We start from the raw sequence: 14,171 nt of genomic DNA on the forward strand, positions 1-14,171 counted from the left end.
CATGAACATTGCCGTTCAAACCGATTCGCCTGAGCTCGCGCCGCAATCGGCCGATCCGCTCGATCATCTCGCCGATGTCCTTTTTTTCAGGATGGGGAGCGATGGCGTCTATGCCCGCACCGCGCGCTATGAGGACGTGGTGGAGCGGCTCGCCGCGCTGATCTCCAGGCATCGCGAGCCCGACACCGAGGTGATGCGCTTTCCGCCGGTCATGAGCCGCGCCCAGCTCGAGAAATCGGGTTACCTGAAGAGCTTTCCCAACCTGCTCGGCTGCGTCTGCGGCCTGCATGGCACCGAGCGTGAGATTCATGCTGCCGTGAGCCGCTTCGATGCCGGCGGCGACTGGACCTCCTCGCTGTCGCCGGCCGATCTCGTGCTGTCGCCGGCCGCCTGCTATCCGGTCTACCCGATCGCGGCGAGCCGCGGGCAGCTGCCCGCCGGCGGCCTGCGCTTCGACGTCGCCGCCGACTGCTTCCGCCGCGAACCGTCGCGTCATCTCGACCGACTACAGTCGTTCCGGATGCGCGAATATGTCTGCATCGGCAGCCCTGATGATGTCGCAGCCTTCCGCGAGCGCTGGATGGTACGCGCGCAGGGCATCGCGCGTGACCTGGGCCTCACTTTCAAGGTCGACCACGCCAGCGATCCCTTCTTCGGCCGCGTCGGCCAGATGAAAGCGGTCAGCCAGAAGCAGCAGTCACTGAAGTTCGAGCTGCTGGTGCCGCTGCGCTCGGAGGAGCAGCCGACCGCCTGCATGAGCTTCAACTATCACCGCGACCATTTCGGCATCACCTGGGACATCAAGGATGCCAATGGTGAGGCCGCCCACACCGGCTGCGTCGCCTTCGGCATGGACCGGCTCGCAGTCGCAATGTTCCATACCCACGGCACCGATCTCTCACAATGGCCGGCAAAGGTGCGCGAGGCGCTCGGGCTTTCCCCGCATTCGCATGCCGACGGCCAGGTCGAAGGCTGGCGCTGAGAGCACCGGATCAACGAAGCAGACGCCGTGACCGAGCTCAGGCCCTTGATCCGCTGCCGCGAGATCGGCGCCTCTGATCTGGAGGCGGTCGCGGAGCTGTTGACGCGCGGCTTCGCCGGCCGCTCGCGTGACCATTGGATGAGCGGATTGAAGCGCCAGGCCACGCGCGACGTGCCGGAGGGCTATCCACGCTTCGGCTACATGCTCGACCATGAGGGTGCGCCGGTCGGCGTGCTGCTCTTGCTCTACTGCGCGCGCGACGAGGACGGCGAGGCCGCCATCCGCTGCAATCTTTCGAGCTGGTATGTGGAGTCAGCGTTCCGCAACTATGCGCCGATGCTGACCAAGATCGCGCAGCGCCACAAGGAAGTCACCTACGTCAATATCAGCCCGGCGAGCTGGACCTGGCGCATCATCGAAGCCCAGGGCTTTCGGCCCTACTGCAGCGGCATGTTCGTTTCCCTTCCGGCGCTGTCGCGGCCCGCAGGCGGCATGACGGTCGAGATCGTCTCGCGCCATGTCCGCGAACTCGGGGGCTTGTCCGCGAAGGAGACCGCACTGCTGACGCGTCATGCAGCGAGCGGCTGCCTGAGCATTCTCTGCCGGACGGCCGACGGCCACGCGTTCCCCTTCATCCTGCAGCCGATGCGCATCCACCGTGGGCGGCTCTCACCGCCGGCGATGCAGCTCATCTATTGCCGTGACATCGCCGATTACATCACCTGCGCCGGCACCATCGGTCGCTGCCTGCTCTTGCGGGGCAAGATCTCGGTGGTGCTCGATGCCAATCAGCGCGTGGACGATCTGGTCGGCTTCTACACCGAGAGGCGCGGTCGCAAGTATTTCAAGGGCCCGCATTGCCCGCGGCTGGGCGATTTGTCGGATACCGAGCTTGTGATTTACGGGCCGTAGCTTTCTCCGGCGTCATTCCGGGGCGATGCGCCAGCATTGAGCCCGGAATCACCCTCTCACGCCGCAAGCTTCCCCGCGTGCGCGAAATCCCAATACAGCTTCCGTGCACGCATATAGAATGGACCCGGCTTCAACTCACGTTCGTCGATCCGGATCACCGGCGCGACCTTGGCGAAATTGCCGGTCGAGAAAATCTCATCCGCTTGCGCAAAATCTGCATAGCACAGCGTCGACTCGATCACGGCGACGCCGTCGCCGCGTAGCAGCTCCATCACGCGCTGCCGTGTGATGCCGTCCAAGAAAGTGCCGTTCGGCACCGGCGTATAAACCACACCATCCTTCGCCATGAATACATTGGCATTGCCAAATTCGGCGACATTGCCGAGCAGATCGAGCATCAGGCAATTGTTGAAGCCGCGCGAGGCCGCTTCGCGGAGCGCGCGCGAATTGTTGGGATAGAGGCAGGCGGCCTTGGCATCGACAGGCGCGCATTCCATGGTTGGCCTGCGGAACGGGGACAGCGTGATGGCATTGCCTGTCGGCTGCGGCATCGGAGCTTCGTAGATCGACAGGCACCAGTTGGTGGTCTCAGGATCGAACAGCACGCCGCCGCCGGTGCCATGCTGCGGCCAGTACATCGGGCGGATATAAAGCTCCGCCCTGGCGCCGAAACGCGCGACGCCTTCGCGCGCAAGGCCGAGCCAGGTGTCGCGATCGACCATCGGCTTCAGCCCGAAATTGATGGCGGACCGATTGACGCGCTCGCAATGACGATCAAGATCCGGCACCGCACCTTCAAAGGCACGCGCGCCGTCGAACACGGTCGAGCCGAGCCAGAGCCCATGGGTACGCGGACCCATGATCGGCACATTGCCTTCGTGCCATTCGCCCTCGAAGAAAGTCCAGGTGGGCGAATAGCTGACCGGCTTGCTCTTGGAAACCACGACGACGCTCCATGCGTAAGCAACTTGCGCGCTGCACAATGTGTCATCATTATCGCCATGGGAGACTTAAGGATTCCCTTGCCTGTCCCGCAGCAATGGTGATCCATTTATACTTGATGAATAGTCACGATCGTCGATTTGGTTAATTGGTGCAGCCATGCCACTCGATCCTCTCGCCAAACGCCTGCTCGCCATGATGGCGGCAGCCTCGACCGCCGATCGCAAAAGACCGACGCCAGATGAGCGACGGGAGGCGTTGGCAAAACTGATGCAGTTTGCCCGTGCCGATCACGCCGATGTAACGAATGAAGACCACGCCTTGCCGGGTCCCGCCGGCGACATCGCCTATCGTCTCTATTCGCCGGCTGCACCCGCGCGCGATCCCGCGCCCGGCTTCGTGTTCTTCCACGGCGGCGGCCTGGTCGCCGGCAGCATCGAGACCCACCACCACGTCGCGGCGGCGTTGACGCAGGCGACTGGCTGCCGGCTGCTTTCGGTCGATTACCGGCTCGCGCCCGAGCACAAATTTCCGGCCGCAGTGGAGGATGCGATTGCGGCGACTCAATATGTGCTCACCAATGCCGCCAGACTCGGCATCGATTCCGGTCGTATCGTGGTCGGCGGCGATTCCGCCGGCGCGACGTTGGCCGCCGTGGTCTGCCAGCACGCGCTGCAAAATGCCTGGCCACAAATTGCCGCACAATGCCTGATCTGCCCGGTGCTCGATTTCGAGGAGACCTCGCCCTCGCGACGGGAATTTGCCGAAAATCATCTGATCGACCGGGCGACGCTTCAGGCCGATCTTGCCGATTATGTCACTGACGATGCCGATGCCGCCGATCCGCGCATCTCGCCGTTGCGCGCATTCCATGTCGCGGGCCTGGCGCCTGCGATCATCCATACTGCGGAATACGATCCGATGCGCGACGAGGGCAATGCCTATGCACGAAAGCTGCTCGCCGCCGGCGTTGCCGTTGAACACATCTGCCACGACGGCATGATTCACAATTTCCATTGCCTCGGCGCCCTGCTCCCGCAGGCGCAGCTCGTGTTGTCGCAGATCGGCGAGCAGGTCAGGCGCGCGGTAGGGGCGGTGTAGCTCTCGCCGTCGTCCCGGTGAACGCCGGGGCGACGGTAGAATTTGAATCAATTTTTACCTATCCCGCGATAATTCATTAGGGTTATTTCATCGATCTCTATGCGAATTATTGCTCCCTTCACCCCTCGCTCCTAATCAGGGGCCAGCGCCAAACGCGATCCTTGAAAGAAAAGCGAGGCGCTCAGGTGGAGGTCGATGATGCGCAACGAGACGATTGCTATTCACGCCGGCTACGATACCGACCCGACCACCAAGGCGGTTGCCGTCCCGATCTACCAGACCGCATCCTATGCTTTCGACAGCGCCGACCACGGCGCCGCGCTCTTCAACCTTGAAGCCGAAGGTTTTCGCTACAGCCGGATTGCCAACCCGACGAGTGCTGTGCTGGAAAAGCGCATCGCCGAGCTCGAGGGCGGCGTCGGGGCGCTGGCGGTCGCGACCGGCCAGGCTGCGCTGCATTTTTCATTTGTCAATGTCGCCGACGGCGGCGGCAATATCGTCTCCGTGCCGCAGCTCTATGGCACGACCCATACGCTGCTGGCGCATATCCTGCCACGCCAGGGCATCACTGGCCGCTTTGCCGAGAGCGACCGTCCCGAGGCGATCGAGAGATTGATCGACGAGAACACCAAGGCCGTGTTTGCCGAGAGCATCGGCAACCCCGCGGGCAATGTCTGCGACATCGAGGCACTGGCGAAAGTCGCGCATCGCCACGGCGTGCCACTGATCATAGACAACACAGTGGCAACGCCGATTCTGCTCAAGCCGTTTGACTACGGCGCCGACATTGTCGCGCATTCGCTGACAAAATTCCTCGGCGGTCACGGCACCACGCTCGGCGGCGCCATCGTCGACAGCGGCCGCTTTCCCTGGAAGGGCAATGCCCGCTTCCCGGCGTTCAACGATCCAGACGTGTCTTATCACGGCCTCGTCTACGCCGACCGCTTCGGACCCAAGGCCTATATCGAGCGCGCGCGCAGCGTCTATCAGCGCACCATGGGCGCGGTGCTGTCGCCGTTCAACGCCTTCCTGCTGTTGCAGGGCATCGAGACCGTGGCGCTGCGCGTCGAGCGCCATGTCGAAAACGCGCGCAAGGTCGCGGAATTCCTGCGGGCCGATCCGCGCGTCGCCTGGGTGAACTATGCGGGATTCCCCGACAGCCCCTATTACCCGCTCGTGCAGAAATATCTCAACGGCAATGCCTCGTCGCTGTTCACCTTCGGCATCAAGGGCGGGATGGAGGCGGGCAAGACTTTTTATGACGCGCTGAAGCTGATCACGCGTCTCGTCAATATCGGCGACGCCAAGTCGCTCGCCTGCCATCCGGCCTCGACCACACACCGGCAGATGTCGCGCGAGCAGCAAAGGATCGCAGGCATCCTTCCCGAGACCATTCGTCTCTCGGTCGGCATCGAGCATGTCGCCGATATCATCGAGGATATCGACCAGGCATTGGCGAAAGCCTGCCCGGACCGGGGCCGGCTCGAGGCCGCCGAATAGACGGCAGGATTATCATGATCCTTCTGTTCGACAAGAAGCAGTCGATCGCAAGCCCGACGCTGGCGCCGGGGCAGGACGCGTTCGATCACGGCGAACGAAGCGAGCTCACCATCGGCCTCGTCAACAACATGCCCGACAGCGCGTTGAAACCGACCGAGAGACAATTCTCGCGTCTGCTGAGCGGCGCGGCGGGACAGGCCACGATCCACTTCCACTTCTTCTCGCTGCCCTCGGTCAACCGTTCCTCGCAAGCGCGCGCACATATCGAGAAGGAATATAGCGATATCGCCGATCTCGGCCGGCTGAAGCTCGACGGCCTGATCGTCACGGGCGCCGAGCCGAATGGCTGTACTCTTCCGCAGGAAACCTTGTGGCGCGAGCTGACCGATATCATCGATTGGGCCAAGATCAACACGCGATCGACGATCTGGTCCTGCCTCGCCGCGCATGCGGCCGTGCTGCATCTCGACGGCATAGAGCGGCAGCGCCTGCCGGCAAAGTGCTCAGGCGTCCAGACCTGCATCAAGGCCACTGACGACTGGCTGACCCGCGGCCTGCGTGGACCGCTGAAGGTCCCGCATTCGCGCCTCAACGAGGTACGCGAGAGCGATCTTGTGAATCGCGGCTACCGGGTCCTGACCCGGTCGAACGCGGCCGGCGTCGACATTTTCGCCAAGCAATTCGACAGCCGATTCATCTTCTTCCAGGGCCACCCGGAATATGACGCGCTGTCGCTGCAGCGAGAATATATGCGCGACCTCGCCCGATACCTCGCCGGCGAGCGGGAGGACTATCCGGCAATCCCGGCGAGTTATTTCGATGCAGCGACCGAAGCCCAGCTCACGAGCTTTGAAAAGCGCGCCAGATCCGGGCGCGACCCGACCCTCGCAGCCGAACTGCCCGGTCTGACGCTGCGCGTCGATATCGCCGCGGGCGTCGCCGCACATGTGATCTTGCGAAATTGGCTGGCTTTTCTCGGGCGACAGCCGGGATAACCACGCCGTCTTTATCCCGGTCGGGGTGGCGGCGGCACGCAAAGCCCGCTACATTGGGGGCGATCCGCAATCCCCCGTCGCGCTCTCCTTTTCGCAAGCCGTTCCGCCCGCGTGTCCGAAACCGACCGCCTCCACTCGACCCTCAGCTCCGTCTTCGGACTCACCGCCTTTCGTGGCGCGCAGGACGCGATCATCCGGCATGTCACCGATGGCGGCAACTGCCTGGTGCTGATGCCGACCGGCGGCGGCAAGTCGCTCTGCTATCAGTTGCCCGCGTTGCTCCGCGATGGCTGCGGTATCGTGGTCTCCCCGCTGATCGCGTTGATGCGAGACCAGGTCGCGGGGCTTGTCGAAGCCGGCGTCAATGCCGCGGTGCTGAACTCGACCCTGTCCTACCAGGAGGCTTCCGAGGTCGAGCGGCGGCTGATCGCGGGCGACCTCGATCTGCTCTATGTCGCACCGGAGCGGCTGCTCAATCCGCGCTGCCTGTCACTGCTGGAACAGGCGCGCATCGCGCTGTTTGCCATTGACGAGGCGCATTGCGTCTCGCAATGGGGGCATGATTTCCGCCCCGAATATATCGGTCTCTCGGTGCTCGCCGAACGCTTTCCCGACGTGCCGCGCGTGGCCCTGACTGCAACCGCCGATGCGCTGACGCGGCAGGAGATCGTCGAGCGGCTGTCGCTCGATCACGCGCCGCAATTCGTCTCGAGCTTCGACCGCCCCAACATCCGCTACGAGATCGTCGACAAGAAGAACGCAGTCGGTCAGCTCAAGACCTTCATCGCCGAGCGCCACGCCGGCGACGCCGGCATCATCTATTGCCTGTCGCGCGCCAAGGTCGAGGACGTCGCGCGCGCGCTGCAAGACGCCGGCATTGCCGCCCTGCCCTATCATGCCGGGCTCGATGCCGGCGTTCGTGCGCGCCATCAAGACCGCTTCATCAACGAGGACGGCGTGGTGATCGTGGCGACCGTCGCCTTCGGCATGGGCATCGACAAGCCCGACGTGCGCTATGTCGCCCATCTCGATCTGCCCAAGAGCATCGAGGCCTATTATCAGGAGACAGGCCGCGCCGGGCGCGACGGCAAACCTTCTGCGGCGTGGATGGCGTACGGCCTGCAGGACATCGTGCAGCAGCGGCGCATGATCGACGATTCGGATGCATCCGACAGCTTCAAGCGCGTGTCGGCGCAGAAGCTCGATGCGCTGGTGGGCCTTGCCGAAACTGTCAATTGCCGGCGCGCGCGATTGTTGTCGTATTTTGGCGAGACTTTCGCGTCCGAGAACTGCGGCAATTGCGATAACTGCCTGACACCGCCGCGCGTCCGCGACGGCAAGATTCTGGCGCAAAAGCTGCTGTCCTGCGTCTATCGCACCGGACAGCGTTTCGGCGCCATGCATGTGTTCGACGTGCTGGTCGGCCGGCTGACCGAGAAGGTGCAGCAATTCGGGCATGACAAGCTCTCGGTGTTCGGCATCGGGCGCGAGCTCAACGAAAAGCAATGGCGCGTGGTGCTGCGGCAACTGATCGCGATGGGGCATCTGCACGCGGATAGCGAGGCCTATGGCGCGCTGAGGCTCACTGAATCAGCGCGCGGCGTGTTGCGTGGCGAGACCGAGGTGCGGCTGCGCGAGGAAGCGGAGGGCGCGCGCAACCGCACCATCCGGGCGAAGTCAAGGCGCGGCGAGCTCGCGCCCGCCTCCCCCGGCCAGAGCAAGACCGACGCCGTGCTCTATACCGCGCTGAAGGCCTGGCGCACCGAGACCGCGAAGAAGCGCGGCGTGCCGGCCTATGTCGTGCTGCACGATTCCACCATCGACGGTATCGCCGCCGCGCGCCCCGCCACGCTCACCGAACTACGCGGCGTTGCCGGCATCGGCGACAGGAAGCTCGAGCACTACGGCACGGAGCTGATGGAAGTGATCAACGCGCATCGCGCCGAGCCGTGAGGCGGAACGCGCTTCACCTCGCCCCGCTTGCGGCGCGAGGTGAACTTCAAGCATCACCCATTCCTGAACGCATACGCATAGCCGTTGATCGCGGGCGCGCCGCCGAGATGGGCGTAGAGCACCTTGGAGCCGGCAGGGAAATAGCCCTTCTTCACCAGGTCCATCATGCCCTGCATGGATTTGCCTTCATAGACGGGGTCGGTGATCATGCCCTCCAGCCGCGCGCAGAGACGGATGGCGTCCTTGGTCTCGTCGGAGGGAACGCCATAGGCCGGGTAGGCGTAATCCTCGACCAGCACGACGTCGTCGTCCTCGATGTCGCGGCCAAGCTCGACAAGTGCCGCGGTGTTGCGCGCGATATCGAGCACCTGCGCCTTGGTCTGATTGGGCGTGAAGGATGCATCGATGCCGATCACCCGGCGCGCGCGGCCGTCCTTGGCGAAGCCGACCGTCATGCCGGCATGGGTCGAGCCGGTGACGGTGCAGACGACGATATAATCGAATTTGAAGCCGAGCTCCTTCTCCTGCGCGCGCACCTCTTCGGCAAAGCCGACATAGCCGAGCCCGCCGAACTTGTGAACGGAGGCGCCGGCCGGGATCGCATAGGGCTTGCCGCCCGCGGCCTTCACCTCTTCGATCGCCTCTTCCCAGCTCTTGCGGATGCCGATGTCGAAGCCGTCCTCGACCAGGCGCACGTCCGCGCCCATGATGCGGCTGAGCAGGATGTTGCCGACGCGATCATAGACTGCGTCCTCATGCGGTACCCAGGCTTCCTGCACCAGGCGGCACTTCATGCCGAGCTTGGCCGCAACCGCCGCAACCATGCGGGTGTGATTCGACTGCACGCCGCCGATCGACACCAGCGTGTCGGCGTTGGAGGCGATGGCGTCGGGAATTATGTATTCGAGCTTGCGCAGCTTGTTGCCGCCGAAAGCGAGACCGGAGTTGCAGTCCTCCCGCTTCGCATAGAGTTCGACCTTGCCGCCGAGATGGCGCGACAGCCGGTCCAGCTTCTCGATGTGAGTGGGCCCGAAGGTGAGCGGATAGCGCGCGAATTTTTCCAGCATGCTGGCTGCCCCGAATGAGTGGTTGCTGGCCGGAGCTCTAGCACTAAGTGCTGGAAAGGTGCTCCCGAATTTTACGCTCGAAAGTCCTGAATACTTGCAGTATTTTACACAATCTCTGCCACTAGTGCCATCTTCCTACCTAATGATGGAAGAATCTTCCATGTCGGCCAAGCTGGATCGCATCGACCTCAAGATGCTGCGTTTGCTGCAGAATAACGCCCGGCTCAGCAACGCGGAGCTGGCCGGGATGGCCGGGGTCAGCCCCGCCACCTGCCATCGCCGCACCCAGCGCCTGTTCGAAGAGGGTTTCATCAGCGAGGCGAGAGCCATCATCGCCCCGCGCAACGTCGGCAAGGGCGCACTGGTGATGGTAGGCGTCGTGCTCGACCGCTCAACGCCCGAGAGTTTTGCCGCTTTCGAGCAGGCGGTGGCAAAACTGAAATTCGTGCTCGACTGCCACCTCGTCGCCGGCGATTTCGACTACTTCCTCAAGATCCGCGTCGGCGACATGGAGGATTTCAACCGCATCCACGGCGAGCAGCTGATCGCGCTGCCCGGTGTCCGGCAGACGCGCACCTTCTTTGTGATGAAGGAAGTCGTCGACAACGCGCCGCTGGATTTCTGATACGTAAATGTACTGCGGTGAACCGTCGCAGCTCTTTGCGAGCATTAATTCGAATTAATTCCCCGGCAAGCACCTTTTAATGACGCCGACAGGCTGCGGTAAGGCCACGCGCGTTAACTCTCCGAACAAGGCCAACGAGCCTCAACCCAATTTTGGAGACAAAAGCCAAATGACAGAGAACGCCCATCCCATTCGCAAGATCTTGTCGGCGCGGCGCCTGGCGCTGCTCGGCTCGGTCGCTGTGCTCGGTTCGGCCCTGATGCTGGGCGGCCCGCTCGCCGGCAACCACCTCGCCTCGCCCGCCCATGCCGCGATCCAGAGCGCACAACAAGGCCCGACCGGCTTCGCCGATCTCGTCGCCAAGGTGAAGCCTGCCGTGATCGCCGTCAGCGTCAAGGTGGACGCCGACGCTGTGTCTTCGCACGGGGGACAGAGCGACGATGAGGATGCCTCGCCGTTCTCCGGCTCGCCGTTCGAGAAATTCTTCCATCAATATGGCGAGAACGGCCCGCGCATGCGGATGGCGCCGCAGCATCGCGAGATCACCGGTCTCGGCTCCGGCTTCTTCATTTCCGCCGACGGTTATGCGGTGACCAACAACCACGTTGTCGATCACGCCTCCTCGGTGAAGGTGACGACCGATGACGGCACCATCTATACCGCCAAGGTGATCGGCACCGATCCGAAAACCGACCTTGCGCTGATCAAGGTCGACGACAAGGGCAAGAAGGATTTTCCCTACGTCAACTTCGAGGATCAGAAGCCGCGCATCGGTGACTGGGTCGTCGCGGTCGGCAATCCCTACGGGCTCGGCGGCACCGTGACCGCCGGCATCATCTCGGCCGAAGGCCGCGACATCGGCTCCGGCCCCTATGACAGCTACATCCAGATCGACGCGCCCATCAACAAGGGCAATTCGGGCGGCCCGACCTTCGACATCAATGGCAATGTGATCGGCGTCAACACCGCGATCTATTCGCCCTCCGGCGGCTCGGTCGGCATCGGCTTCGACATCCCGGCGGCGACGGCCAAGGCCGTGATCGCACAGCTCAAGGAGCATGGTTCGGTGACCCGCGCCTATATCGGCGTGCAGGTGCAGCCGGTCACGGCAGGAATTGCCGAAAGCCTCGGCTTGAAGAAGGCCGAAGGCGCGCTGGTCGACGAGGCGCAATCCGACACGCCCGCGGCGAAGGCCGGCATCCAGCCGGGTGACGTCATCACCGCAGTCAACGGCAAGGCGGTGAAGGATTCGCGCGAGCTCGCCCGCGAGATCTCGACCATGACGCCCGGCGCCACGGTCAAGCTCGACGTGCTGCGCAAGGGCGATTCGAAGACCTTCGACGTGACGCTCGCCACCATGCCGAACCAGCGTGAGGCGAATGCGGGCAAGGAGGAAGGCTCCGCGTCGACCCCGCATCTCGGGCTCTCGGTCGCACCGGCCGGTGAAGTCGCCGGCGCCGGCAGCAAGGGTGTAGTCGTCACCAATGTCGATCCGGAAGGTCCGGCCGCTGAGCACGGCTTCAAGTCAGGTGACGTGATCCTCTCCGTCGGAGGCAACAGCGTCTCCAACGTCACCGAGCTGCGCAAGGCGCTGGCCGATGCCAAGAGCGCAGGCAAGCACCAGGTGTTGATGCAGGTGAAGACCGCCGACAACACCCACTTCGTCGCCATGCCGATCGGCTGATCGGTCCGATCAGGTAGGCGAAACGAGCCCGTCGTCCGCGCATTCTCCAGGCGCGGGCGGCGGGCGCTTTTTTGACTTCTCCCCGCTGGGAAGAGCTGGCGGACAAAGAATGTGCGGCCAAAGACCAGAGGCGCTGGAAGGGCTGCCACCGCGCGGCAATTTGTGGCACAAGGGCGGTCACGCCGCGCCCTGCCGATCAGCGAGTTCACAATGCCCGCGCCCAAACCACCCGCGTTCGAGACCCTGAGCCTGCACGCCGGCCAGCACCCGGATCCAACGACCGGCGCCCGCGCGGTGCCCATCTACCAGACGACCTCCTATGTGTTCCAGGATTCCGAGCACGCCGCGGCGCTGTTCAATCTGGAGCGCGCCGGCCACATCTATACCCGCATCTCCAATCCGACGACCGCCGTGCTCGAGGAGCGGCTGGCGGCGCTGGAGAATGGCGTCGGCTCGATCTGCACCGCGAGCGGCATGGCGGCGCTGCATCTGGCCATTGCGACCTTGCTCAATGCCGGCGACCACATCGTCGCCTCCGCCTCGCTCTATGGCGGCACCATCAATCTGCTTGCACATACGCTGCCGCGCTTCGGCATCACCACGACGTTCGTAAAGCCGCGCGATCACCAGGCCTTCCGCGCCGCAATCCGGCCAAACACGCGGCTCGTGATCGCCGAGACCATCGGCAATCCCGGGCTCGAAGTGCTCGACACATCCGCGGTCGCTGCTATCGCGCATGATGCAAAGATTCCACTCCTGATCGACAACACCTTTGCGACGCCTTATCTCAGCCGCCCGATCGACCATGGCGCCGATATTGTCATGCACTCCGTGACAAAATGGCTGGGCGGCCACGGCATTGCGATCGGCGGCGCCATCGTCGATGGCGGCCGCTTCGACTGGCGAGCGTCGGAGAAATTCGCGGTGCTGACCGAGCCCTATGCCGGTTATCACGGCATTGTCTTTGACGAGCAGTTCGGCCCGGCGGCCTTCATCATGCGCGCCCGCACCGAAGGCCTGCGCGATTTCGGCGCCTGCATCTCGCCGACCAATGCGTTCCAGCTCCTGCAGGGCGTCGAGACGCTGGCGGTACGCATGGACCGGCACATGCAGAACACCCACGCGGTGCTGGATGCTCTCAAGAGCAACAAGGCGGTTGAATGGGTGCTGCATCCCTCGCTGGAGGATCACCCGGACTATCAACTGGCAAAGCGCTTGCTGCCGCGCGGCGCCGGCTCCATCGTCAGCTTCGGCATCAAGGGCGGCCGAGCGGCGGGCCGCAAATTCATCGAGTCCCTGCGCATGATCAGCCACCTTGCAAATGTCGGCGACGCCAAGACGCTGGTGATCCACCCCGCCTCGACCACGCATCAGCAGATGGACGCCGCACAGTTGAAGGCGGCCGGAATCGGCGAGGAATTGGTGCGGCTGTCCGTCGGCATCGAAGCCGCCCAGGACATCATCGACGATCTCGGCCTCGCGCTGCGCGCCTCGCAAAAGGTTTGATGCCCATGAATCTCCAGGTGAACGGCAAGCAGGCTTTTGTTGCGACAGGCGGCCGCGAATTCGACAGATCACTTCCGGCCGTCGTGCTGATCCATGGCGCCGGCTTCGATCACACCGCCTGGGCGCTGCACAGCCGCTGGTTTGCGCATAACGGCTTTTCGGTGCTGGTGCCCGATCTGCCAGGCCATGGCCGCTCGGCGGGCCCCGCGCTTGGCAGCATCGCCGAGATGGCCGATTGGACGGCGGCACTGCTGAATGCGGCCGGCGCGAGCAAGGCGCATCTGATCGGCCATTCCATGGGCTCGCTGATCGCGCTCGATACCGCGGCACGGCATCCCGACAAGGTGTCGGCGCTCAGCCTGATCGGCACCGCGGCGGCCATGACCGTCGGCCCCGACCTGCTGAAAGCCGCGGAAGCCAATGACCAGGCCGCCATCGACATGGTCTCGATCTGGGGCTTGGGGTTTTCCGCCGAACTCGGCGGCAGCCTGGCGCCGGGCCTGTGGATGCATGGCGGCGCGCAACGCACGCTGCAATACTGCGCGCCCGGCGTGCTCTATTCCGACCTGGCTGCATGCAACGCCTATCTCGATGCGCCTGTATCGGCCGCGATGGTCAAGGTGCCGACCACCGTGATCCTCGGCGAGCGCGACATGATGACACCCGCAAAGGCCGGCAAGGCGTTGGCCGCAGCGATCCCCAATGCACGCACAGTGGTGCTCGCGGGCGCCGGACATATGATGATGTCGGAACGGCCGGATGCGCTGCTGGCGGCGATCAGGGGCTGACGTAGCGCTGCGGGATCACAGTCCCGCCCCTTCGCGATCGAGGCGATCGGCGGCACACGCTCGGATGCGAAGACACAGGCGATCCTGGTGCGCCACGATTCTCGGGCTCGCGTTCC

General features: G+C 63.9%; 12 protein-coding genes. 10 read left to right on the forward strand and 2 right to left on the reverse strand.

The features are described from left to right. Position 1: 1 nt before the first annotated feature. Positions 2–982, forward strand: a complete 981-nt coding sequence (locus tag A3AI_RS0113025) for an amino acid--[acyl-carrier-protein] ligase (RefSeq protein ID WP_024516001.1) — start codon at positions 2–4, stop codon at positions 980–982. Positions 983–1,009: 27 nt separating this feature from the next. Next, positions 1,010–1,894 (forward strand): hypothetical protein, encoded by an 885-nt coding sequence (locus tag A3AI_RS0113030; protein WP_024516002.1) that lies wholly within the window; start codon positions 1,010–1,012, stop codon positions 1,892–1,894. A 56-nt stretch (positions 1,895–1,950) separates the two neighbouring features. On the opposite strand, the gene A3AI_RS0113035 is transcribed toward A3AI_RS0113030, so the two are convergent. Next, positions 1,951–2,838 carry a branched-chain amino acid aminotransferase gene (locus A3AI_RS0113035; RefSeq protein ID WP_024516003.1) on the reverse strand — a complete coding sequence of 296 codons (888 nt, stop codon included), beginning with the start codon at positions 2,836–2,838 and terminating at the stop codon, positions 1,951–1,953. 157 nt (positions 2,839–2,995) lie between these two features. Here A3AI_RS0113035 and A3AI_RS0113040 point away from each other — a divergent pair, with 157 nt between their 5' ends. From A3AI_RS0113040 to recQ, 4 genes are all read left to right on the forward strand, one after another. Continuing rightward, positions 2,996–3,937 carry an alpha/beta hydrolase gene (locus A3AI_RS0113040; protein WP_024516004.1) on the forward strand — a complete coding sequence of 314 codons (942 nt, stop codon included), beginning with the start codon at positions 2,996–2,998 and terminating at the stop codon, positions 3,935–3,937. A gap of 198 nt (positions 3,938–4,135) precedes the next feature. Further along, entirely contained in the window at positions 4,136–5,437 is a 1,302-nt protein-coding gene (locus A3AI_RS0113045; protein ID WP_024516005.1) for an O-acetylhomoserine aminocarboxypropyltransferase/cysteine synthase family protein, read from the forward strand. Between the two features lie 14 nt (positions 5,438–5,451). Then, entirely contained in the window at positions 5,452–6,432 is a 981-nt protein-coding gene (gene metA / locus A3AI_RS0113050; protein WP_024516006.1) for a homoserine O-succinyltransferase MetA, read from the forward strand. Positions 6,433–6,543: 111 nt separating this feature from the next. Next, positions 6,544–8,385, forward strand: a complete 1,842-nt coding sequence (recQ, locus tag A3AI_RS0113055) for a DNA helicase RecQ (RefSeq protein ID WP_024516007.1) — start codon at positions 6,544–6,546, stop codon at positions 8,383–8,385. A gap of 53 nt (positions 8,386–8,438) precedes the next feature. On the opposite strand, the gene A3AI_RS0113060 is transcribed toward recQ, so the two are convergent. Further along, positions 8,439–9,452 carry a 1-aminocyclopropane-1-carboxylate deaminase gene (locus A3AI_RS0113060; RefSeq protein WP_024516008.1) on the reverse strand — a complete coding sequence of 338 codons (1,014 nt, stop codon included), beginning with the start codon at positions 9,450–9,452 and terminating at the stop codon, positions 8,439–8,441. Positions 9,453–9,612: 160 nt separating this feature from the next. Here A3AI_RS0113060 and A3AI_RS0113065 point away from each other — a divergent pair, with 160 nt between their 5' ends. The 4 genes from A3AI_RS0113065 to A3AI_RS0113080 all read left to right on the forward strand — a co-directional run bounded on the left by A3AI_RS0113065 (position 9,613) and on the right by A3AI_RS0113080 (position 14,055). Next, on the forward strand, positions 9,613–10,077 hold the full coding sequence (locus tag A3AI_RS0113065; RefSeq protein WP_024516009.1) for an Lrp/AsnC family transcriptional regulator: 465 nt from the start codon (positions 9,613–9,615) through the stop codon (positions 10,075–10,077). Between the two features lie 169 nt (positions 10,078–10,246). Beyond that, positions 10,247–11,761: a Do family serine endopeptidase gene (locus tag A3AI_RS0113070; protein WP_024516010.1), complete on the forward strand. Its 1,515-nt coding sequence runs from the start codon at positions 10,247–10,249 to the stop codon at positions 11,759–11,761. Between the two features lie 210 nt (positions 11,762–11,971). Next, positions 11,972–13,267, forward strand: a complete 1,296-nt coding sequence (locus A3AI_RS0113075; protein ID WP_024516011.1) for an O-acetylhomoserine aminocarboxypropyltransferase — start codon at positions 11,972–11,974, stop codon at positions 13,265–13,267. A gap of 5 nt (positions 13,268–13,272) precedes the next feature. Next, a complete protein-coding gene (locus A3AI_RS0113080) occupies positions 13,273–14,055 on the forward strand; it encodes an alpha/beta fold hydrolase (RefSeq protein ID WP_024516012.1) in 783 nt (260 codons plus the stop codon). Positions 14,056–14,171 lie beyond the last annotated feature (116 nt).

Source organism: Bradyrhizobium sp. Tv2a-2 (assembly GCF_000472425.1).
Classification (GTDB): Bacteria; Pseudomonadota; Alphaproteobacteria; order Rhizobiales; family Xanthobacteraceae; genus Bradyrhizobium.

Coding starts and splice junctions, on each gene's coding strand:
- A3AI_RS0113075 (WP_024516011.1), top strand. CDS start 11,972: ATGCCCGCGCCCAAACCACCCGCGTTCGAGACCCTGAGCCTGCACGCC.
- metA (WP_024516006.1), top strand. CDS start 5,452: ATGATCCTTCTGTTCGACAAGAAGCAGTCGATCGCAAGCCCGACGCTG.
- A3AI_RS0113065 (WP_024516009.1), top strand. CDS start 9,613: ATGTCGGCCAAGCTGGATCGCATCGACCTCAAGATGCTGCGTTTGCTG.
- A3AI_RS0113025 (WP_024516001.1), top strand. CDS start 2: ATGAACATTGCCGTTCAAACCGATTCGCCTGAGCTCGCGCCGCAATCG.
- A3AI_RS0113070 (WP_024516010.1), top strand. CDS start 10,247: ATGACAGAGAACGCCCATCCCATTCGCAAGATCTTGTCGGCGCGGCGC.
- A3AI_RS0113080 (WP_024516012.1), top strand. CDS start 13,273: ATGAATCTCCAGGTGAACGGCAAGCAGGCTTTTGTTGCGACAGGCGGC.
- A3AI_RS0113040 (WP_024516004.1), top strand. CDS start 2,996: ATGCCACTCGATCCTCTCGCCAAACGCCTGCTCGCCATGATGGCGGCA.
- A3AI_RS0113060 (WP_024516008.1), bottom strand. CDS start 9,452: ATGCTGGAAAAATTCGCGCGCTATCCGCTCACCTTCGGGCCCACTCAC.
- A3AI_RS0113045 (WP_024516005.1), top strand. CDS start 4,136: ATGCGCAACGAGACGATTGCTATTCACGCCGGCTACGATACCGACCCG.